Raw genomic sequence first — 22,778 nt, 5'->3', positions numbered from 1 at the left:
GATGAAGAAGAACGAAGTACCACAAGACGATAGTCCTTTAAAAAGGAAAAACATTAACGAAATGGTTTATGCGGTTGATGATGACGGAAAATTTGTAAGCGTTCAAAGTACTGGCTGGGAAGCAAAAACTGTTGTTCAGCATGAGAATTTAGAAGTATTGGATCAACGTATTCAGCAGGCTTTAAACGATGTAAAAGCAGGCAACGTAAGCCCGATTGTTTATTTTATGGAACTAAACCGTATGGACTGGCAAACGCTGGCGGCTTATGTGGGTAAATGGACATTCTTTGTAAAACGTCATGGAAAACCAAACGTTTTTAAAAACCTAAACACCAAAACACTTCAAAAATATGCCGATGTTTTCGGTATTTCTTTAACCGATTTACAAAATTTAAAAGGATAAATGCAGGCGGATTTTCAACACAAACAAGCAGCACATTGCGAAAACGGTGCTATTGTAAATCTATTGGGCGAAAAAGGCTTTAAAATATCAGAACCTATGGCTTTTGGTCTGGGCTCTGGTTTGTTTTTTGTTTACTTGCCGTTTCTTAAAATAAATCATGCACCGGGAATTTCGTACAGACCCATGCCAGGTAAAATATTTAACCGTATGGCAAAGCGTTTGGGGATAAAAGTACAACGTTTCAAATTTTCCGATCCTAAAAAAGCACAGCAAAAGTTAGATGAAAATCTTTCTAAAAATATTCCTACGGGTCTGGTAGTAGGTGTTTACAATTTACCTTATTTTCCAGACGAATACCGCTTTCATTTCAATGCACACAACATTGTGGTTTTTGGTAAAGAAAATGGTAACTATTTAATTAGCGATTCGGTTATGGATTATACTGTTTCACTAAACGAAGACGAATTGGAAAAAGTGCGTTACGCCAAAGGAGCATTGGCTCCGAAAGGACATTTGTACTACCCTGTTTCTGTTCCAGAAACTATGGATCTTACAAATCCTATTAAAAAAGCCATAAAACAAACCTGTAATGATATGTTAGCCCCTGTGCCACTTGTAGGTGTGAAAGCTATACGTTGGGTAGCAAAAGATATTTTAAAATGGCATAAAAAGTTGGGTGTTGCAAAAACAAATTACAATTTGGCTAATATGATCCGTATGCAAGAAGAAATTGGTACAGGCGGTGGCGGTTTCCGCTTTATTTACGCTGCTTTTTTACAAGAAGCTGGTGAATATTTAAAAAATCAGGAATTGTTGAGCCTTTCTCAAGAAATGGCTTTAATTGGCGATAAATGGCGTGATTTTGCTTTAGAAGCATCGCGTGTGGTTAAAAAGCGAAGCAATACCGAAAATGTGTATCAAGTACTTTCTAACGATTTAATGAAACTGGCAGATTTGGAAGAAGCCTTTTTTAAGAAATTGAAAAAAGCCGTGTAATGCAGTCAATCATCAAAATACAAAACATATCGAAACAATATAAAGGCGCCGATTTTCAGTCGCTTAACAATGTGGTTTTAAACATTCCGCAACAGTCTGTTTTTGGATTGTTAGGACCAAACGGAGCCGGAAAAACAACCTTGATTTCTATTTTGTGCGGCATCATTCAGCCAACATTAGGCAGTTATGAAATCAACGGAATATCAAACAAAAACAGTACATCAATAAAAAATATAATTGGTGTGGTTCCGCAAGAATATGCCTTGTACCCTACCCTTACAGCCTATGAAAATCTAATGTATTTTGGTAGTTTGTACAATGTATCAAAAACAGAATTAAAAGCAAAAATCCCCGAATTTCTAATTCATTTAGGATTGGAAAACTTCATGCACAAGAAAATACAAACGTTTTCGGGTGGAATGAAACGCCGGGTAAATTTAATAGCCGGCATTTTACACAATCCAAAAGTGTTGTTTTTAGACGAACCTACGGTTGGTGTTGATGTTCAGTCGCGCGCTACGATTATCGATTATTTAAAACTGTTGAACCAACAAGGAACAACCATTGTTTATACATCGCATTTAATGGCAGAAGCACAAGATTTCTGTACCGATATTGCCATTATAGATCAAGGCAGCGTTTTTGTTCAGGGAACACCAAAAGAACTCATTGAAAGTGTGCCAAATGCGCATAGTTTAGAAGAAGTTTTTATTGAATTAACCGGTAAAAAATTGCGCGATGTGGTTTAAATATTTTAGACTTGTGTCGTATTTTACATGATTGTTTTCCAAATAAAGATTAACAGAATTGAAGAGCCAAAAGTGGCTGTGTTTTCCAAAAAAAATCTATTTTTGTATAAAGTGATTCCGATTTATGCCGAAGAAAATATTAGTGCTATATTACAGTCAAACAGGACAATTAAAGGACATCGTAAACAATATCGCAAAACCTTTTGAACAATTAAAGGATTTATATACCGTTACGTATTACGAAATTAAAATGGAAAAAGATTTCGCTTTTCCATGGAAAAGTGAAGTTTTTTACGATACTTTCCCAGAAACGTATAGGCAAATTCCAAGAGCCATTTTACCACCTCCTGAAGAAGTGCTTAATCAAAAATTTGACCTAATATTATTTGGCTACCAAGTTTGGTTTTTAACTCCGTCTATACCCATTATTTCTTTTCTTAAAAGTGCGTATGCTGCGCAAATAATGGCTAATACGCCCGTTATAACAGTTTCTGCTACCAGAAATATGTGGATGCTTTCTCAAGAAAAACTTAAAATTCATTTACAACGTTTGCAAGCAAAACTTGTGGGTAATATAGCTTTGGTTGATCGTCATGACAATTACACAAGCGTAATAACCATATTAAATTGGATGCAAACCGGCAATAAGGAACAGAAAAAACCATTTCCTAACGCAGGTGTTTCTGATGCAGAAATTGCAACCGCCGATAAATATGGAACGATTATTGAAAAGTACGTTTCGCAAGATAATTATAATGGGTTGCAAAATGAACTTGTAAAGAACGGAGCAGTAGAAATACGGCCATTTCTTATAAAAGTTGAAACCGTAGGTAATAAGCTTTTCACCGTATTTTCGGGAATTATTCTTAAAAAACCTGAAAAAAGAAAATTTTGGGTGGGCGTTTACAAATTTTACCTAATGGCTGCAATATGGGTAATTTCGCCAATTGTTTTGATTATCTACAATATAACAACTCCCATTTTTTGGTGGAAGAGAAAAAAACAAATTCAATATTATCAAGGACTATAAAAAAGAAAATTATAATGAGTAACGTTTATATCACAAAAGCATCAACCTATCTACCCAACGATCCTGTTTCAAATGATGAAATGGAACAATATTTAGGCTTGGTGAATAATAAAACATCTAAGGCAAGACCACTTATTTTAAGGAATAACGGCATAAAAACACGTTATTATGCGTTAGATAAAAATCAACATCCTACGCATACCAATGCAGAAATTACCGCTTTAGCAGTAGAAGGTCTTTTTGATGAAAACTTTAAAAAAGAAGATATGGAGTTGCTTTCTTGCGGCACCACTTCGGCAGATCAAATTCAGCCTTCGCACGCGTCTATGGTTCATGGCGTTTTAAAACCCGGAAAATCTATTGGTATTAACACTTCTATGGGGCTTTGCAATGCTGGTATGAACGCCTTAAACTATGGTTTTTTGTCGGTAAAAGCAGGTGCTACAGAAAATGCAATCTGTGTGGGTTCCGAGCGTTTTTCGTCTTGGATGACCGCCGATAAATTCAACCATGAAGTTGAAAATTTAAAATTATTAGAAGAAAAACCAATTGTAGCTTTTAAAAGAGAATTTTTAAGATGGATGCTATCCGATGGTGCAGGTGCATTTCTATTGGAAAATAAGCCGAGAGAAGGAAGCCTGAATTTAAAAATTGAATGGATTGATTTTCACTCATTCGCCCATGAAATTGAAGCATGTATGTATTCTGGTTGCGAAAAACAAGAAGACGGAAGCTTGAAATCTTGGGCAGATTATCCTTCAGATGAATGGTTGAAACAATCTTTATTCGCATTAAAACAAGATACCCGTTTGTTGGATGAATTTATTTTGAAAAAAGGTGCCCAGGCTTTAAGAGCTTCGTTCGATAAACACCAAATTCAACCCGAAGAGATGGATTATGTTTTAGCACACATTTCTTCAAACTACTTTAAAGACGGTTTAAGAGAAGAATTTGCAAATGTAGGTTTAGATTTCCCTGTGGAAAAATGGTATTATAACTTATCAGAAGTTGGAAACATCGGCGCAGGATCAATCTTTATTGTAACCGAAGAATTAATGAATTCCGGTAAGCTTAAAAAAGGAGAAAAAGTATTGCTATGCGTGCCAGAAAGCGGCAGATTTGCCTATTCATGCGCATTGTTAACCGTATGCTAATTTTAAACCTAGCAACAGTCTTAAGTATTTTAAGATAATTCTAATCTAATATTTAAAATTAAAATCCTTTGGTCATTTACCAATGGATTTTGGTATTTTTACGCATTATTTCAAGTTTTAATGAAAAAGATGAACCATAATTTAATTGATACATTAACCGGTAAAAAATTGCGCAATGTGGTTTAAATTGTGGCAGTGTGTTGTAAAAGAATTTAAGTTGTTATTTCGTGATATTGGCGGATTAATCACTTTATTCATCATGCCGGTAATTTTGGTGGTGGTGGTAACATCTATACAAGACAGCACGTACCAAAGCTTTAGTGCATCAAAAATTCCTGTTCTTTGGATCGATCACGATCAGGACAGTATTTCAATGCATGTTAAAAAAGAATTAGAAGCTTCGCAAAGTTTTTCATTGATAACAACCGAAAATAATAAAGTGATAACGGAAGCAACTGCAAAAGAACTGGTTTTTAAAGGAAAGTACCAAATGGCAATTGTAATTCCTAAAAATCTTACCAGCGATTTAAACATAAAGGTTCGACAAAATGTGGACGGAATTTTAGACGAAATGGGCATGAGTACTTCTACGTACGATCCTGTTGAAGTAGAAAAAAAAGAAATAAGACTGTATTTTGATCCGGCTACACAAGCAGCTTTTAAAAACGGAATCAAAAGCAATATCGATAAAATGGTGGCTCAGTTGGAATCTGATGCCATTTATAAAACTTTCGAAACTCAATTGGGCGGTAGCAGCAGCACATCGTTCAATGATACGTTTATCAGCTTTAAAGAAATTGTTCCACAAGAAAAAAACGCAGATGTTGTGCCAAATTCGGTTCAACACAACGTACCGGCTTGGACACTTTTTGCCATTTTCTTTATCATGGTGCCGTTGTCAATCAACATTGTAAAAGAAAAAAATCAGGGAACATATCTGCGATTAATCAGCAGCCCAACATCAAACAGTATATTGTACTTAGGTAAAATAATAACGTATTTGGTTATTTGTCTGTTGCAGTTTTACACCATTTTAATTATTGCAAAAGTTGTATTTCCGTACATGAATTTGCCCGAGCTAAATCTATCATTTAACAAAATAGCTTTAATGTCTGCATTAACGTTAACCGCAGGTTTAGCAGCAATTGGTATGGCAATTTTGTTAGGAATTGTAAGTAAAACCCAAGAACAATCGGCACCTTTTGGCGCAACCTTCGTAATTATTCTGGCAGCTGTTGGTGGTGTTTGGATTCCCGTTTTCGCCATGTCGCAAGTCATGCAAATTGCATCAAAAGCATCGCCTATGAACTGGGCATTAAACGGCTATTATGATATTATCTTGCGAAATGGTTCGCTAATTGATATTATTCCTGAAATGATATTACTAACTTTGTTTTTTGTTGTTTTTACAACTTTCGCATTGCTATATGATAAAAAGAAAAGAACCGTTTAACCAAGGCAAAACCTTACAGCATACCGAACATTTTAAGGTAAAGTTTAACCAGACCGATGCATTGGGCATTGTTTGGCACGGCAACTATATCGATTATTTTGAAGACGGACGTGAGGCTTTTGGTCGCCATTACGGAATTTCTTACAAGCATGTGCAAGATCACGGTTTTGCAACGCCGATTGTAAAAACACAAACAGATCATAAAAAACCGTTGCGATATGCCGATGACGCCTATATTGTAACCACTTTTATAGATTCGCCTGCTGCAAAAATGATTTTTAGTTTCGAAATTTACAATGCACAGCACGAATTGGTTTGTGTAGGAGAAACCACACAGGTTTTTACAGATTTCGCCGGAAATTTAATCATCACCGTTCCCGATTTTTTTGAACAATGGAAACAAAACGTAGGTTTGTTGTAATGGCAGTTTTTATTCACGATACCAATATCATTAGTCCGTTGGGTTTTTCAGCCGACGATAATTTCCAAAAGATTCTTTCGGGAACATCGGCTATTGAAAAGGTTTTTATCAACGATAAAATTGGATCTGTTTATGCAGGAAAAATTAATGACGAATTGTTCAACAACCATTTTCAATCGATAAATGCTGATTTTAAAGGATCTCGAATTGAAAAATTATTGATCGCTGCCCTTTCCCCTATTGTTGAAAAAAATCCGATTAAGCATGATTCAGTTTTAATTCTTTCAACAACCAAAGGAAACATCGCCGCATTAGCAAATAATGATTTAAACGGAGCTTTTATTGATCAATTGGCGAAAAATATCAACAATTATTTTGGCTTAAAAACCGAACCAATTGTCGTTTCAAATGCTTGTACATCGGGAGTTGTAGCGATTTCTTTAGCCAAACGATTCATAGAAATGGAACAATTTACCAATACGTATGTTGTAGCTGTTGATGAATTAACGCCGTTTGTAGTTTCGGGTTTTCAGTCGTTCCAGGCAATGAGCAACGAACCTTGCAAACCGTATGATGCTGATAGAACCGGAGTAAATCTGGGCGAAGCAACTGTTGCCGTTTTTGTATCGAACGAAAATCGAACGGAATCAATACAAATTTTGGGCGATGCCAATATCAACGATGCCAATCACATTTCAGGACCATCTCGTACTGGTGAAGGTTTGTTTTTAAGTATTGAAAAAGCACTAAACGAAGCCCAAATAGCATCAAACCAAATAGATTATATTTCGGCACACGGCACCGCTACCCTATTTAACGATGAAATGGAAGCTGTTGCTTTTAACCGATTAAACTTACAGAATGTTCCCACCAACAGCTTAAAAGGTTATTTTGGGCATACATTAGGAGCATCGGGTTTATTGGAAACCGTTATCACAATAGAAAGTTTAAAAAATAATGTGTTAATTCCTTCTTTTGGCTACCAACAGCAAGGAACAACGCAACAAATAAGCATCATTACCAAAAAAGAACAAAAAGCGCTTAAAACGGCTTTAAAAACAGCATCGGGTTTTGGCGGAAGTAATTCTGCAATGATTTTGGTTAAAAATTCAGTAGATGTACGCAATTAGTAAATTCATAAATATCAGTCAAGATGTTGTCAGTAAAAACGGCAAGCAGATCTTTTATAATCAGGAAGATACTTTTGCTGCGTTTATGAAAAACGTGTATAAAAGTTTGAACATATCGTACCCGAAATTTTATAAAATGGACGATTTGTGCAAACTGGCTTTTATTGCAAGTGAACTACTTTTGCAGAACGAAACAGAGAAAGACATCGCCTTGCTTTTCAGTAACAATGAAGCAAGTTTAGATACTGATTTAAAGCATCAGCAAAGTATCCAAAATCCGGAAGATTATTACCCAAGTCCGGCGGTTTTTGTGTACACGCTGCCAAATATTACCATTGGCGAAGTAAGTATTCGTCATCAGTTAAAAAGCGAAAGTGCGTTTTTTGTAGCAGAAAAGTATCAAACCGATTATCTGCACAAATACGCGGAATATCTCCTAAAAACCAATAAAGCGCAAAAGGTTTTGTGTGGTTGGATTCACTTTTTAAACGGAGATTACAAAGCCGATTTTTATCTGGTGGAAAAAATGGGTATTTTAGAGCATTCAAAAGAACAAATTAACGATATAACAAAATAAAATGGACGCATTAAAGCAAGAATTAAAAGAACGTATTATTAACGCATTGAATTTAGAAGACATTTCTATTGATGATATTCAGGACAACGATCCGCTTTTTGGCGACGGTTTAGGTTTAGATTCTATTGATGCATTGGAACTAATCGTGCTTTTAGACAAAGAATACGGTATAAAATTAGCCGATCCAAAGCAAGGAAAAGAAATTTTTCAGTCAGTTGAAACAATGGCTCAATTTGTAGCTGCAAACCGTACAAAATAATGCAGAAAAAAGTTGCAATTACAGGAATGGGCATTATATCTTCCATCGGTTTATCGGTCGAAGAAAATTTCCAGTCGTTAATTTCTAAAAAAAGCGGTATTTCAAATTTGGAGAATATCCAAACGCGTCATGCATCAGAAATTAAGGTCGGCGAAATTAAAATCACCAACCAAGAATTGCAACAATTATTGAATTTACCAGAGGAAAATACTTTTACACGTACTGGTTTACTTGGTGCGTATGCTGCCAAAAAATCGGTTGAAAGTGCTGGTATTACTAATATTAACGAGCTTCGAACGGGTTTGATTTCATCGACCAGTGTTGCCGGAATGGATTTTACCGAAAAGCATTATAAAAAGTACGAGGAACATCCGGAATATCAAAAGTATATTCAAAGTCACGATGCCGGCGATTCATCAAACAAAATCGCCCATTATTTAGGTTTAAAAGGATTTGTAACAACCATTTCAACCGCGTGTTCATCAGCTGCAAATGCCATAATGTTGGGTGCAAGCATGATTGAAAACGGATATTTAGACCGAGTAATTGTGGGTGGAACCGATGCTTTGAGCAAGTTTACCATTAATGGTTTTAAAACGTTGATGATTTTGTCTGATACCTACAACACGCCTTTTGACAATGACCGTAAAGGTTTGAATTTGGGCGAAGCTGCAGCTTATTTGGTGTTGGAATCTGATGAGGTTATTAAAAAGAGCAACAAAAAAGTTTTGGCTTACGTTACGGGTTATGGCAATGCAAATGATGCATTCCATCAAACAGCATCGTCAGAAAACGGTGAGGGAGCGTATTTGGCAATGAAACAAGCTTTTGAAAAGGCTTCTATCCTACCCGATCAAATCGATTACATCAACGTTCATGGAACCGCAACACCAAACAATGATTTATCTGAAGGTCGCGCAATGAGCAGAATTTTCAACAAAGTACCGAAATTTAGTTCAACCAAAGCATTTACAGGTCATACATTAGCTGCTGCTGCTGCAATTGAAGCAGTTTACAGCGTACTGGCGTTGCAAAACAACACCATCTTCCCTAACCTGAATTTTAAAACGCCTATGGAAGAATTAAATATTGTTCCAGAAACCGAAGTTGTTCAAACAGAAATTAATCATGTGCTTTCAAATTCTTTCGGATTTGGCGGAAATTGCTCTACTTTAATCTTTTCGAAATCATGAAAAACTGCTATATAAACGGTATCGGTAACGTAAGTATTCAATCGGTTGATTTTGATTTGTTCAAATCAGAAGCTGCTGGAATTCAGATATTAAACAAAGCGCAACAACCATCATACAAAGATTTAATTGCACCAGCAATGAGCCGACGAATGGCTAAAGGTGTAAAAATGGGAATTTACGCTGCGAATAACGCCTTGTTTAATGCAAAAATGGTTGATCCGCAAGCTGTGATTGTTGGAACTGGTTTGGGATGTATCGAAGATTCTGAAAAGTTTCTGGATGCCATTATAGAAAACGATGAGCAGTTTTTAACTCCAACCGCTTTTATACAGTCGACTCACAACACTGTTGCGGCACAAATTGCCTTGCATTTGCAATGTAAAGCCTACAATTTTACGTACGTTAACGGAGCAAATTCGTTTGAAAGTGCCTTATTTGATGCTTTTATGCAGTTAAAACATTTTAACAAGGAAAATATACTGATTGGTGGCGTTGATGAAATTGCACCGTACACTTTTTCTATGTACGAAATGATCGGAAAAGTGAAGCAAAGTGGGGAAGAAGTAAATTTTAAAAACCCACAAACAAAGGGAATTGCATTGGCAGAAGGAGCTACTTTTTTTGCTTTATCAAATAATAAAACTAACAATAGTTATGCTGAGGTTTTGGATGTGATGCTTTTTAATGCTTTTAAAGACGATGAAACTACCGAAATAAATACTTTTTTGAACAAAAATAATCTTTCTGTTACTGATTTAGATGTAGTGTTTTTTGGTGTAAATGCAGATGCTCATCAGCAAGAATTTTACAACAGAATAAATACTGTTTTCAATGAAATTCCACAGGGTTATTACCAGCATATTTCAGGGAGTTACGATACTGCATCGGCTTTCGGCTTAAAGGTTGCAGCAGAAATCATTCAAAAACAAGCGCTTCCAAAGTCTGTTCAATATAATAACATCGAACCAACTAAAATTGAAAAAGTGTTGATGATCAATCAATTCAATAATACCGATTTTAGTTTTGTTCTATTACAATCTTGTTGATGTTTGTCATTCCGACAGAGCAAGATCCCGATAGCTATCGGGAGAGCGACGAGGAATCTTTTGGAAAGATATTTCGACTACACTTCGTTTCGCTCAATATGACATAAAAAAATGATTTATGTATAAAACAGTTGGTACACATAATTATTATGTTTATATCTTAACTAATAAGAGTAAAACCGTTTTGTATATTGGTGTCACCAACAATTTAAAAGAGCGTCTGTATTGGCATAATAATCCCGAAGCGCATTCAAAAGCATTTACATCAAAATACAAATGTTTTTACTTAATTTATTATGAATGTTTTCAGAGTATAACAGATGCTATTGATAGAGAAAAGCAGTTAAAAGGTTGGAGAAGAGAAAAAAAAAGAAAAGCTAATAAGTACATTTAATTCTGCTTGGAAATTTTTAAATAACGAAGTATAATATAATTTTGAAAATGCTGTATGTTAAAGCATGCTTACATAAAATGGTTTTTTATTGTCCTTTTAATATTCTTGTGGTATGCTTATTTTTCGGGTAAACTGCCCTTGTTTTTAATTTTTATTGCGATAATTGCTTGGCTGGGAATCACAACTTGGGGATCGTTCGATATTAGATTAAATTACTTTATAAAAGCACATTCATCAAACAAAAAGATCAATCGAAATGTAGTTGCTTTAACGTTTGATGACGGTCCCACAGAAATTACGCCTGAAATTCTGAATCTGCTGGAAAAATACAATCAAAAAGCAACATTCTTCTGTATTGGAAAACAAATCGAAAAATATCCCGAAGCATCGAAAAGCATAGTAGAGCAGGGGCATATCATCGCAAATCATACCTATTCGCATACCAATAAAATGGGATTTCTATCGGAAAAGGAAGTTCATAACGAAATTGCTTCAACCGAAAAAATCATTCAGCAGATTACAGGGAAAATTCCTAATTTATTCAGACCGCCTTTCGGAGTCACAAACCCAAATATAGCGCGAGCTTGCAAAGAAAATAGGGTGGAGGTGATTGGTTGGAATGTTCGGTCGTTAGATACCGTAATTGAATCAGAAGATAAAATTTTAAGTCGAATTTTAGATCGATTTGAAAAAGGTTCTATAATTTTGCTTCACGATACATCAACCAAAACATTGAACGTATTGGAACGGTTGTTGATAATTATGGAAAAGAAACAAATACAATCGGTTACGGTTGACGAATTACTTAATATTAAAGCATACAAATAATGAAAAATATTTTTTTAGGAATTCTTTTTTTTACGTGTTCATTGGGGTTTTCGCAAACACAAATGACAGCGGGCGAAGTAACAACGTTTAAAAGAGAAATTGCAAATCAGGCGGATAAAACAACATCGATCACTGCCGATTTTGAAGAAACAAAACATGTTAGTGTATTGAAAAATGCATCGAAAGCATCTGGAATTTTCCGTTTTAAGGGCGAAAAATTGCTTTGGCAATACAATGCACCAAAAAAGAACGCGATGCTGTTTAACAAAGACAATTTAAAGATCAAAAACGAAAAAGGAAAAGTTACATCAATCGATCTAAATAAAAACAAGCGTTTTAAGCAGTTACAGCAATTAATGGTTGGCAGTTATACGGGAAATCTGTTTGATGAAAAATCGTTCAATATTACTTATTTTAAGAATGGAACTACCCGTTTTGCCGTGCTAAAACCAAAGAGTAAAGACATGAGCAAACATATTAAAGAGGTTACTTTAACGTTTTTAAACAATGAAGATACGGTTTCGGAAATTAAAATTGTAGAGAGCTCTAACGATTATTCGTTAATCAAACTTAAGAACAAAAAATTAAACACCGCATTAGGCGACAATGTTTTTCAATTATAACAAAAATCCGTTCAATTGAACGGATTTTTTTATGGGTTTGTCGAAAAAATTGAACCATTTGCAATTAAAGCTCTGCTTTTCATCTTCAAGATATCGCGTACCCATTCTGCAAAATCCTCAGGTTGTAACACACTGTCCGGATTTCCATCGGTTAAACCTCCGTCAATACTCATATCTGTAGCAATTGTACTTGGTGTCAGTGTAAATACGCGAATGTTGCTTTTGCGCCATTCAGCCATCATAGATTGCGATAAAGAAATGACCGCTGCTTTAGATGCCGCGTAGGCAGACATATTTGCACCACCTTTTAAACCAGCTGTAGAAGCCACATTAATTACATCGCCGCTGCCATTTTCCTTCATAAATGGGTAAACCGCCATAGCTGTGTAGTAAACCCCGAAAAGATTGGTTTGCATTACTTGTTCCCAATCTGTCGCAGGCATATCTTCTAATTTGCCAAACCAGCCAATTCCGGCATTATTTACCAAAATATCAACACCACCAAGAGTTGATACTAGATCTTTAATACCATTATCAACTTCCGTTTTATCAGCAACATTAAAAACTGAATATGCAGCTTTTACACCACTTTTTTGTAATTCGGCAACCGTATTTTTTAAATGGTCTTCGTTACGTCCGGTAATTCCTATGTTTACACCTTCTTGTGCAAGTAACAAGGCAACAGCTTTGCCCAAACCACGACCACCACCTGTAATTATTGCGTTTTTTCCTTTTAATGAACTCATATTTTTAAATCGAATTAAATTAATTAAGTACTACAAATTTCTGAAAATAATGTTTGAAATCATTTCTTTTAAAAGTTAAGAAAAACATATTGTTTGTAAGCCGCGTCTTTACCTTTTTTAAACAGATAAATAAAACAAGGGTTGGTAATACTTTAAAATAAATCCTTAATTTCGCTTTTTAAACAATTTGTATGTTAATACCTCATTTTTACAGCGTAAAAGAATTTAATTTTACAGACAACCAGTTAAAAGCGATTATTGAGTTAAATCCTGCACACGATGTGTTTAAAGGGCATTTTCCTAATAATCCGGTAACACCTGGTGTTTGTATGCTTCAAATTTTAAAGGAGTTGACACAACAGGCAACCAATACAAATTTGTTTATAAAAGAATGCAGCAACGTAAAATTTATGGCATTGATAAATCCTGAAGTGAATGCGGTTTTGGCAATTACAATTGACATCAATAAAGTAGAAGAAAACTTTAAAATAAAGGCTTCGGCTAGCTTTGATGAAACCGTTGCGCTTAAAGTAAATGCTTTGCTAACCCAGCAATTATAATGAATATCGTGCAAAATAATAAAACGTGGTGCGTAATTATTCCTACCTATAACAATGCAAAAACTTTAAAGCGTGTTGTAGACGGAGTTTTAAATTACACCAACCATATTTTTATTGTTAACGATGGAAGTACCGACGAAACTGCCGATATTCTAGAAAACTACAAGCAACTTTACATTTTAAATGTACCGCAAAACAAAGGCAAGGGAAACGCTTTGCAAATTGGGTTTAAAAAAGCATTGTCGTTAAATTACGATTATGCCCTAACGATTGATTCAGACGGACAACATTATCCTACGGATATTCCTGTTTTTTTAGAGGAATTAAATGCAACAACCGAACCGATTCTTTTGATTGGAAGCCGAAATATGACGCACGAAAGTGTCCCTAAAAAAAGTAGTTTTGGTAATCGATTTTCTAATTTTTGGTTTCAAATTGAAACAGGTATTAAGTTAACGGATACACAATCTGGTTATCGTTTGTATCCGTTGAAACATTTTCCAAAAAGATTTTTTACCAACAAATTCGAGTTTGAAATTGAAGTAATCGTGCGTACCGCATGGAAAAACATTTCTATAAAAAATGTGCCCATTCAGGTTCTGTACGATCCTAACGAGCGCATTTCACATTTTCGTCCGTTTCGCGATTTCACTCGCATAAGCATCCTAAATACGGTCTTGGTTTCTATTACGCTGTTGTACATTAAACCAAGAAACATCCTTTTAAAATTCAAAAAAAAAAGTTTTAAGACGTTTTTAAAAGAAGATATTTTACAGACAAATGCTTCAAACGAAGTAAAAGCACTATCGCTTGCATTGGGCGTTTTCATTGGAATTGTCCCTGTATGGGGATTTCAAACATTTTTGTCGATCTTTCTGGCAGCAATTTTCAAGTTAAACAAAACCATTTCGTTTGTAGGATCAAACATCAGTATTCCACCATTTATCCCGTTTATTGTGATTGCATCATTAAAAGTTGGCAGTTTTTTTGTTGGTGAAAGTGGCGAAATTCTGATAGATTTTGATAATATTTCGTTCCATTCCATAAAAAACCATTTATTGCAATATATTGTCGGAAGCACAATTTTGGCTACATTTATGGCTGTTTTATTAGGATTGATTTGTTACGTAACGCTTAATTTTTACAAAAGAAAAACGGCTGCATAATGTTTAACGGATTTTATTATTTGTTCCAAAAAATTCAGAAATATCCCAAAACAGCACTTTTAAGTTCGCTGTTATTTTTGGTATGTTCGGTTTTCATACTTCAAAAAATCACGTTTAACGAAGATATTACGCGGATTATTCCAAGTAATAAAACCAATAACAACACAGCACAGGTTATTAACGAAATGAATTTTACCGATAAAATTGCGGTAATATTTAAAAAGAAAAAAGGAGCAGGTAATGATGATTTAATTTCCGCTGCCGAAGCTTTTACTGATACGTTAACTGCTGTAAACGACTATTATTTGTCGGTTCAGGGAACGTTGAACGAAGATCTTTTTCAGGAATCATTTCGTTTTGTGTACGAAAATTTACCGATTTATCTGAACGAAGCCGATTATAAAACAATCGAATATAAACTGAATAACGACAGTCTTTCCAAGCAAATTCAACAGAATTACGAAACTTTATTAGGTGGAAATGCCTCGTTTATGAAGGATGTTGTGGTTGATGATCCTTTGCAATTATCGTTTTTGGCTTTAAAGAAACTACAGCAGTTTCAAGGAAACGGCGATTATAAGTTCCAAGACGGGTTTTTATTTACCCAAGACGAAGAAAAAATTGTGCTATTCATTAATCCGAAGTATGACGGAAGCGAAACGCAACACAATGCAGTTTTCGTAGAAAAGCTTAATGCTTTAAAAAAGCATATTGCAGATAAAAACCCAAGGGTTGAGGTACAATATTTTGGTTCTCCTTTTATTGCGGTTGCTAATGCGCAACAGATTAAAAGCGATATTTTAACAACTGTAGCCATCTCGGTTTCTGCTTTAATGTTGCTGCTAATTTTTTATTACAGAAACTGGTTAGTCCCAATAATTGTAATGGTTCCATCGGTTTTTGGCGGATTGTTCGGTTTGTTGTGCTTGTACTTTCTACGGACAGAAATTTCGGCGATTTCTTTATCTATCGCTGCTATTTTAATAGGAATTACCATTGATTATGCACTGCATTTTTTAACGCATTCCAAAAACACACAAAGCATGCAGGTGTTGTTTAAAGATGTTGCAAAACCTTTGTTAATGAGTAGTTCTACCACTGCGGTTGCTTTTTTATGTTTGCTTTTTGTACATTCTGATGCATTGATTGATCTGGGAATTTTCGCAAGTATATCTGTAGTTGCAACAGCCGTTTTTACATTGATTATTTTGCCGCATATTTATAAAGGCAAAACCTTAAAACACAGCCATGCGATTGATAAAATTGCGAAATATCCGTTCGAAAAAAACAAGGTTTTAATTGCTTTTACGTTGCTTTTGGTTTTAATGAGTGCATTTACATATCATAAAGTACAATTCGATGGCGATTTATCTAAAATTAATTTCATGCCTACGGAACAGGAACTGGCTGAAAAAGAATTGTATACAGATAATAAAATTGCCAAAAGTTTGTTTGTAGTTGCTTATAATGAAAACGAAGATAAAGTCTTAGAAGATAATCAACAGGTTTTCAATAAACTACAGTTAAATAATTATGTAAACAATGTGCAGTCGGTTAGTAGTTTGGTTCCATCGAAAACCGAACAATTAAAAGCTATTGATCGTTGGAAACAGTTTTGGAATCCTTCTAAAATCAATCAAACGGTACAACAAATCGAAACAAAAAGTGTAGCACAAGGTTTTAATGCACAAACACACGAAGCTTTTTATCAATTATTGAACAAAGACTTTTCGACGATAAATCTTGCATCGTTAAAGCAATTTAATCAACAACTGTACAACGAATTTGTTCATGGTAAAAATCGTTATTTATTATCAACCGTTGTAACAATCGATCCAAAAAACCGTGATGCATTTGTAAAGAATTTCGAAAAAGAAAATCAAGGTAAACAATTGCTTTTAATTGACCGACAAGCGTTAAACGAACAATATTTAGGTTTCTTGGTGAATGATTTTAATTCATTGGTTTCGTATTCGTTTATTGCGGTTTTTGTAATTCTGTTTGTATTCTATAGAAGAATCGAATTGGTCATAACAGCATCAATTCCCATTGCGTTGACAGGTTTCATCACCGCAGGTTTAATGGGGCTTTTAAACATTCCCTTTAATATTTTCAGCACCATAGTTTGTACGTTGGTTTTTGGTCACGGAATCGATTTTACCATTTTTATGACCAGTGCACTGCAAAAACAGTATACCGATGGTAAAGACGAAATGCCGTTATATCGAACGTCAATTATTCTGGCAGTTTTAACCACAATTCTGGCAATTGGGGCGTTAATATTTGCGCAACATCCTGCCTTAAAATCAATTGCATTAATTGCGTTAATCGGTGTAAGTGTGGCAGTTTTGGTAACATTTGTGTTGTATCCGCTGTTGTTTAAATTTCTGTTCTTCAATCGCGTTAAGAAAGGATTGTCTCCAACAACGTTTTTCCTTACCGTTCGATCTATTTTAATGTTTACCTATTATGTAATTGCCAGCTTAACCATATCGGTTTTCATGCGTGTATTTTTCTGGGTTTTGCCCATATCCAAAAACAAAAAATGGCACTTTTTCAGCAATGTAATGTCGGGTTACATGAAATCGGTTTTATACTTAAATCCTTACGTAAGCAAGAAAATATTCCATAAAGAACGTTTGCAAAAACAGTCGGTCATTATATCAAATCACACCTCGTTTTTAGATTCATTGACCATTGGAATGACGTATTCTAAAGTGGTTTACATTGTGAACGATTGGGTTTATAAATCGCCGGTTTTTGGCAGAGCGGTTAAGTTTTTAGGATTTTATCCGGCAACAAAAGGAGTAGAACAAGGATTGATTCCGTTGGAAGAGCGCATTGGAACCGACTTTTCTGTAATGGTTTTTCCGGAAGGAACACGCTCACGAACATCAGAAATTGGTCGTTTTCACAAAGGTGCTTTTTTTATGGCAGAAGAATTGAATTTGCCAATTCAACCGGTTTATATCCACGGAAATAACGATTTGTTGCCTAAAGGCGATTTTATTATTTATAAGGCGAATTGCCATGTGTATGTGGGCGATCCTATTGCGGTTAACGATGATTCTTTTGGAAAATCGTATGCAGATCGAACCAAGAAAATAAGCAGTTTCTTTAAGCAGGAATTCAATAAAATTCGATTGAATGCAGAAGATGCCGATTATTTTAAGCAGAAACTGTTCTTGAACTTTTTATATAAGGAACACGGAATTTTAAATACAGTTAAGAAAGATTTCAGTCAGAACAAATCAATCTATCATCAGTTGTTTTATTTAATTAGCGATAAAGCTGCGATTGCGCATGTTACCAACGATTTTGGTCAGCTTGATTTTCTTTTGGTGAACCAGTTTCCATCAAGAAAAGTGTATACTTATAATTTAAACCAAGAAAATAGATCAATTGCCAAAGCAAGTTACATCAACCAGAAATTTAAAATAAAATATGCCGACGATTTAGCGGAGATTTGGCAGAACAGCAACGTGTTGATTCTTTCTCATTTACAGCAATTTAACGATGATATTCCGCAGAACATTAAGCAAATTGTATTGGTTTGTTGTAAATTTAAACCAGATTTCAATGGTTTTACACAAACGCATGATGAATTAAAAATTCAAGTATTTCAACGTAATGAAACAAACTAAAACATACGATGTTGTTGTAATTGGCAGCGGTTTGGGCGGTCTGGTTTCGGCATTATTGCTGGCACAAGAAGGCAAAAAAGTCTGTGTTTTAGAAAAAAACAATCAGTACGGCGGCAATTTGCAGACGTTTGTGCGCGATAAAACTATTTTTGATACCGGCGTTCACTACATTGGCGCGTTGAAGAAAGACGAAAATTTAGGTCGATACTTTTCGTATCTGAATATTTTAAACGATTTAGATTTATCGCAATTAAATGAAAATCAGTTTGATGTTATTAGTTTTGGAAACGAAACCATTCAATATCCGCAGGCACAAGGTTATGATAATTTTGTAAAGCAATTACTGGTTTATTTTCCTAATGAAGAACAAGCACTAAAAAAGTATATTGAAACCATACAGTTTTATTGCGATCAGTTTCCTTTATACAACTTAAAAAGCGGAACGGGTTACAACGAAGAAATCATGCAGCATTCGGTTGAAATCGTAATGAATTCAATCACTTCAAACAAAAAATTGCAGGCAGTTTTATTGGGAAACAGTTTTTTGTACGCCATAAAATCAACCGAAACGCCATTTTACGTTCATGCCTTAACGGTAAATTCTTATATCCAAAGTTCGTGGCGATGTGTGAAAGGTGGCAGCCAAATTACAAAGGCGTTCATCAAACAATTGCGAAGTTTTAATGCCGACTTATTCAAACATCAAAAAGTAGAAAAGCTTAATTTTAAAGAGAATATTTTAGAAAGTTGTGAAACTGCTGATTGTATTTACACAGCCGATCAGTTTGTTTCTGATATCGATTTAAAGCAACTTTTTTCAATGTTTAACGAAGAAAATCAGCGAAAACCTTATATAAAACGAATCAATCAGTTAAAGAACGGACCATCGGTTTTTTCGGTTCATATCGTTTTAAAACCCAATGCCCTTCCTTATTTCAATCATAATATTTATCATTTTGAAAGTGAAGATAAAGTGTTTTCGTACGAAAATAATTGGATCGGAAACAAACCGCAATCTGCTGTAATTACTACCAATCTGCACAACAAAAACGAAGAATTTGCGCAAAGTATTTCGTTAATGACGTATATGGATTGTGCGCAGGTTGAAAAGTGGCAGCAGACAATTAATACGGTTAGAAACGAAAACGATCGTGGAAGAGATTACAATCAATTTAAAGATGAAATTGTAACCGAATTATTGCAGATTTTAGACAAATATTTTCCGAATATTTCGCAAAATATTGTTTCAACACACACGTCTTCACCACTTTCGTACCGTGATTATATCGGAACTTTAGACGGAACCATGTACGGTTTTGAAAAAGAAGCTTCACAACCTTTAAAAACCATGATTTCACCGAAAACGAAGATTGATAATTTGTTTTTAACCGGACAAAATGTGCGTTTGCACGGAATTTTAGGTGTAACTATTACTGGTTTTTTAACGGTTGCCGAAATGCTTGGGAAAGATTATTTTTTAGATAAAGTTTTTAAAAAAGTAGGGTATGAGTAAAAAGTTATTTTCGCTTGTGCTGCTGCTTTCTTTAATAAGTTGCGGAAGCATTAAAAATCTGAAAAAAGAATCTGATTTTTTTGAAACCGAATTTCAACAACAAAAGTTTTCAATAGAAAAAAGAGATGTTTTAAATAAATCGGTCAACGGAAACTGGCAATTAAGAATTTCAGGAAATCCGTATGAATTAGGTTATAAAAAAGGATTTTTAACGCAACAGTTGTATCAAAATCAAGAAAAAATATTCTTTGGAAAGGTTGCAGAAATGATTCCAAATCCATCCAAACAAAACAAATTGTTGTACTTTTTAAAATGGTACAACCGAAACATTCTCTCGGCGATTCCAACAGATTTAAAACAAGAATTGTACGCTTTATCTTTGTTCGGATCAGATGAATTTAACGACATTGGGACAAAATTCGAACGTAATTTACTGTTGCACAGTTCGCACGATATTGGTCATGCCATGCAAGATTTAATGCTGGTTGGCTGTTCATCGATTGCTTTGTGGAACAATTTTACCGAAGATGGAAATTTGCTTATTGGCAGAAATTTCGATTTTTATGTGAACGATGAATTTGCGCAAAACAAAATTGTAGAATTTATAAGTCCCAAAAACGGTTATAAATACGCATCGGTAACTTGGCCGGGAATGGTTGGCGTGGTTTCGGGAATGAACGAAAAAGGATTAACGATAACGCTGAACGCAGGAAAATCGGATATTCCAATGCGGGGAAAAACGCCGGTTTCTATTGTTGCGCGAAGTATTTTACAGCATGCCGAAACAATTGATGAAGCGGTTGAAATTGCCGAAAAGTTTGAAGTTTTTGTATCAGAATCTTTTTTAATCGGCAGTGCAAAAGACAATAAAGCGGTTGTGATTGAAATGAGTCCGAAACGAATGGATGTGTATGAAACCAACAACGGAAAGTTGATCTGCACCAATCATTTTCAATCAAACGGATATAAAACCGACAAGCGAAATAAAGAATATATCGAAGAATCTCACTCTTATTATCGATTGGAAAAATTAGACGAATCTTTTCAAACCGAAAAAAAATATAAGGTTATAGATGTTTTAAAGGTTTTGCGCGATATTTCGGGTTTGCAAAATGAAGATTTAGGTTTGGGAAACGAAAAAGCGTTGAACCAATTAATGGCGCATCACGGGGTAATTTTTAAACCAGCCGAATTAAAAATGTGGGTATCAAACAATCCGTATCAATTAGGTGCTTTTGATGCGTATGATTTAAATACGATTTTTAAATCGAAAGAGTTGAAACCCGTAAAATCACTTGAATTACCTAAAGATGATTTCTTAAAATCGAAAGATTACAAACAATACAAGAAGTTTAGAGAGCTGCATAAGACGATTGAAATAGCTACAAATTCAAAAAAAATCGTTTCAAATGTAATTTTAACGACATATAAAAAATCAAATCCCGAACTTTGGTTGGTTTATAAACAGTTAGGCGATTATTATTATAGTCAGAAACAATGGCAAATTGCAGCAGCTAATTATAAAACAGCGTTGCAAAAAGTAATAAGTTCTAAAGATCAGAAAAAAAGCATCGAACAAAAATTAAAGAAAACCCTCAAAAAGTTATGATTCCCGATATAGAAACCCAAAGCATAACCGATATTGAAAATTTTCAGAATGCACTTTTGCAAAAGCAAATCGCGTATTTATTAGAAAATTCACCGTTTTACCAACGAAGATTCAAAGCCGAAAATATTCAGATCGATACCATTAAAACCGTTGAAGATTTGCAAAAAATATCGGTAACTACAAAAGCCGATTTGCAAATGTATAATCAGGATTTTTTCTGTGTTGATAAAACCGAAATCCGCGATTATGCTACAACTTCGGGTACTTTGGGTGATCCCGTAACTTTTGGATTAACTGATAATGATTTGGAACGTTTGGCTTATAACGAAATGCTATCATTTCAAGGTGCCGGAGTTCAAAAAGGCGATTTGGTACAGCTTATGACCACTATGGATCGACGTTTTATGGCGGGTTTGGCATATTTTTTAGGCTTGCGAAAATTAGGTGCAGGAATTGTGCGTGTTGGGGCAGGTGTTCCGCCGTTGCAATGGGATTCTATTTTACGTTATCAGCCCAAATTTTTAATTGCCGTACCGTCGTTTCTTTTAAAGATGATCGAGTATGCCGAAGAAAATAACATCGATTATAAAAGCAGTTCCGTAAAAGGAGTAATCTGCATTGGCGAAGCTTTACGAACAACCGATTTACAACCCACACTTCTGGCACAGCGCATACAGGAAAAATGGAATATTAATCTTTTTTCTACATACGCATCAACAGAAATGAGCGCCGCTTTTACAGAATGCAATCAGTTTGCAGGCGGTCATCACCACCCCGAATTAATTATAAGCGAAATTGTCAATGAAAATAACGAACCTGTTGCTAATGGCGAATTGGGCGAACTGGTTGTAACAACGTTGGGAGTAGAAGCCATGCCTTTGCTGCGTTTTAAAACCGGCGATATGGTGCGTAAACATACAGAAAAATGCAAATGCGGGAGATCTACTTATCGTTTAGGTCCGGTAGAAGGCCGCAAACAACAAATGATAAAATACAAAGGCACAACACTTTATCCGCCTGCAATGCACGATGCTGTGGCTCATTTTAAAGAAATAAAATTGCATTTAATAGAGATATCTTCCAACGAAATAGGCACAGACGAAATTTTGATTCGTATTTTTTCTGAAGATACAACCGACGAATTTATTGGGAAATTAAAAGATTATTTTAGAGCAAGATTAAGGGTTACTCCACAAATTATTTTTGAAGATGAATTAACTTTGCAAAAGATTATTTACGACCCCTTAAGTAGAAAACCAATAACATTCATAGATAAACGCTAAC

At 34.9% G+C, this 22,778-nt stretch carries 22 protein-coding genes; 21 read left to right on the top strand and 1 reads right to left on the bottom strand.

Annotated features, from left to right (window positions below; all coding sequences use genetic code 11):
• Position 1 precedes the first annotated feature (1 nt).
• From EG242_RS07015 to EG242_RS06945, 15 genes are all read left to right on the top strand, one after another.
• Positions 2–403 (top strand): hypothetical protein, encoded by a 402-nt coding sequence (locus tag EG242_RS07015; protein WP_124899191.1) that lies wholly within the window; start codon positions 2–4, stop codon positions 401–403.
• Entirely contained in the window at positions 404–1,399 is a 996-nt protein-coding gene (locus EG242_RS07010) for a BtrH N-terminal domain-containing protein (RefSeq protein ID WP_124899190.1), read from the top strand. It abuts the gene before it with no gap.
• The gene (locus EG242_RS07005) at positions 1,399–2,148 is read left to right on the top strand and encodes an ABC transporter ATP-binding protein (protein ID WP_124899189.1); all 750 of its coding nucleotides are present in this window, start codon (positions 1,399–1,401) and stop codon (positions 2,146–2,148) included. The genes EG242_RS07010 and EG242_RS07005 overlap by 1 nt, the downstream gene beginning before the upstream one ends.
• A 124-nt stretch (positions 2,149–2,272) precedes the next feature.
• Complete coding sequence (locus EG242_RS07000) at positions 2,273–3,178, top strand: dialkylrecorsinol condensing enzyme DarA (protein ID WP_124899188.1); 906 nt, start codon at positions 2,273–2,275, stop codon at positions 3,176–3,178.
• Between the two features lie 14 nt (positions 3,179–3,192).
• Positions 3,193–4,332 carry a beta-ketoacyl-ACP synthase III gene (locus EG242_RS06995; RefSeq protein WP_124899187.1) on the top strand — a complete coding sequence of 380 codons (1,140 nt, stop codon included), beginning with the start codon at positions 3,193–3,195 and terminating at the stop codon, positions 4,330–4,332.
• Positions 4,333–4,507: 175 nt separating this feature from the next.
• Positions 4,508–5,785, top strand: coding sequence for an ABC transporter permease (locus tag EG242_RS06990; RefSeq protein ID WP_124899186.1), 1,278 nt, complete (start codon positions 4,508–4,510; stop codon positions 5,783–5,785).
• Positions 5,760–6,206 carry an acyl-CoA thioesterase gene (locus EG242_RS06985; RefSeq protein WP_124899185.1) on the top strand — a complete coding sequence of 149 codons (447 nt, stop codon included), beginning with the start codon at positions 5,760–5,762 and terminating at the stop codon, positions 6,204–6,206. The genes EG242_RS06990 and EG242_RS06985 overlap by 26 nt, the downstream gene beginning before the upstream one ends.
• Positions 6,179–7,336, top strand: a complete 1,158-nt coding sequence (locus tag EG242_RS06980; protein ID WP_124899184.1) for a beta-ketoacyl synthase N-terminal-like domain-containing protein — start codon at positions 6,179–6,181, stop codon at positions 7,334–7,336. Before EG242_RS06985 ends, EG242_RS06980 begins: the two co-directional genes overlap by 28 nt.
• Positions 7,323–7,913 carry a 3-oxoacyl-ACP synthase gene (locus EG242_RS06975; RefSeq protein ID WP_124899183.1) on the top strand — a complete coding sequence of 197 codons (591 nt, stop codon included), beginning with the start codon at positions 7,323–7,325 and terminating at the stop codon, positions 7,911–7,913. Before EG242_RS06980 ends, EG242_RS06975 begins: the two co-directional genes overlap by 14 nt.
• Position 7,914: 1 nt before the next feature.
• Positions 7,915–8,172 (top strand): phosphopantetheine-binding protein, encoded by a 258-nt coding sequence (locus EG242_RS06970; RefSeq protein ID WP_091518179.1) that lies wholly within the window; start codon positions 7,915–7,917, stop codon positions 8,170–8,172.
• Positions 8,172–9,365 (top strand): beta-ketoacyl-[acyl-carrier-protein] synthase family protein, encoded by a 1,194-nt coding sequence (locus tag EG242_RS06965; protein ID WP_124899182.1) that lies wholly within the window; start codon positions 8,172–8,174, stop codon positions 9,363–9,365. The genes EG242_RS06970 and EG242_RS06965 overlap by 1 nt, the downstream gene beginning before the upstream one ends.
• On the top strand, positions 9,362–10,411 hold the full coding sequence (locus tag EG242_RS06960) for a beta-ketoacyl synthase chain length factor (protein WP_124899181.1): 1,050 nt from the start codon (positions 9,362–9,364) through the stop codon (positions 10,409–10,411). Before EG242_RS06965 ends, EG242_RS06960 begins: the two co-directional genes overlap by 4 nt.
• A 118-nt stretch (positions 10,412–10,529) precedes the next feature.
• Positions 10,530–10,805, top strand: coding sequence for a GIY-YIG nuclease family protein (locus EG242_RS06955; protein WP_317124938.1), 276 nt, complete (start codon positions 10,530–10,532; stop codon positions 10,803–10,805).
• Between the two features lie 54 nt (positions 10,806–10,859).
• Complete coding sequence (locus EG242_RS06950; RefSeq protein WP_124899180.1) at positions 10,860–11,633, top strand: polysaccharide deacetylase family protein; 774 nt, start codon at positions 10,860–10,862, stop codon at positions 11,631–11,633.
• Positions 11,633–12,256, top strand: a complete 624-nt coding sequence (locus tag EG242_RS06945; RefSeq protein ID WP_124899179.1) for a LolA family protein — start codon at positions 11,633–11,635, stop codon at positions 12,254–12,256. The genes EG242_RS06950 and EG242_RS06945 overlap by 1 nt, the downstream gene beginning before the upstream one ends.
• A 29-nt stretch (positions 12,257–12,285) precedes the next feature.
• On the opposite strand, the gene EG242_RS06940 is transcribed toward EG242_RS06945, so the two are convergent.
• Positions 12,286–13,002, bottom strand: a complete 717-nt coding sequence (locus EG242_RS06940) for a 3-ketoacyl-ACP reductase (protein WP_124899178.1) — start codon at positions 13,000–13,002, stop codon at positions 12,286–12,288.
• Positions 13,003–13,193: 191 nt separating this feature from the next.
• Here EG242_RS06940 and EG242_RS06935 point away from each other — a divergent pair, with 191 nt between their 5' ends.
• Genes EG242_RS06935 through EG242_RS06910 form a run of 6 tightly spaced genes read left to right on the top strand, consistent with a single transcriptional unit; the run spans position 13,194 to position 22,777 of the window.
• On the top strand, positions 13,194–13,562 hold the full coding sequence (locus EG242_RS06935) for a hotdog family protein (RefSeq protein WP_124899177.1): 369 nt from the start codon (positions 13,194–13,196) through the stop codon (positions 13,560–13,562).
• Positions 13,562–14,728 (top strand): DUF2062 domain-containing protein, encoded by a 1,167-nt coding sequence (locus EG242_RS06930; RefSeq protein ID WP_124899176.1) that lies wholly within the window; start codon positions 13,562–13,564, stop codon positions 14,726–14,728. The genes EG242_RS06935 and EG242_RS06930 overlap by 1 nt, the downstream gene beginning before the upstream one ends.
• Entirely contained in the window at positions 14,728–18,372 is a 3,645-nt protein-coding gene (locus tag EG242_RS06925) for a 1-acyl-sn-glycerol-3-phosphate acyltransferase (protein WP_124899175.1), read from the top strand. The genes EG242_RS06930 and EG242_RS06925 overlap by 1 nt, the downstream gene beginning before the upstream one ends.
• The gene (locus tag EG242_RS06920; protein ID WP_124899174.1) at positions 18,359–19,885 is read left to right on the top strand and encodes a phytoene desaturase family protein; all 1,527 of its coding nucleotides are present in this window, start codon (positions 18,359–18,361) and stop codon (positions 19,883–19,885) included. Before EG242_RS06925 ends, EG242_RS06920 begins: the two co-directional genes overlap by 14 nt.
• Positions 19,878–21,494 (top strand): C45 family autoproteolytic acyltransferase/hydolase, encoded by a 1,617-nt coding sequence (locus tag EG242_RS06915; RefSeq protein WP_124899173.1) that lies wholly within the window; start codon positions 19,878–19,880, stop codon positions 21,492–21,494. The genes EG242_RS06920 and EG242_RS06915 overlap by 8 nt, the downstream gene beginning before the upstream one ends.
• Positions 21,491–22,777: a phenylacetate--CoA ligase family protein gene (locus EG242_RS06910; RefSeq protein WP_124899172.1), complete on the top strand. Its 1,287-nt coding sequence runs from the start codon at positions 21,491–21,493 to the stop codon at positions 22,775–22,777. Before EG242_RS06915 ends, EG242_RS06910 begins: the two co-directional genes overlap by 4 nt.
• Position 22,778 lies beyond the last annotated feature (1 nt).

It is taken from the genome of Paenimyroides viscosum (genome assembly GCF_003858535.1).
Classification (GTDB): Bacteria; Bacteroidota; Bacteroidia; order Flavobacteriales; family Flavobacteriaceae; genus Flavobacterium; species Flavobacterium viscosum.
Note: the sequence above shows the minus strand (reverse complement) of the source record. Positions and strands in the feature narration are given on the sequence as shown.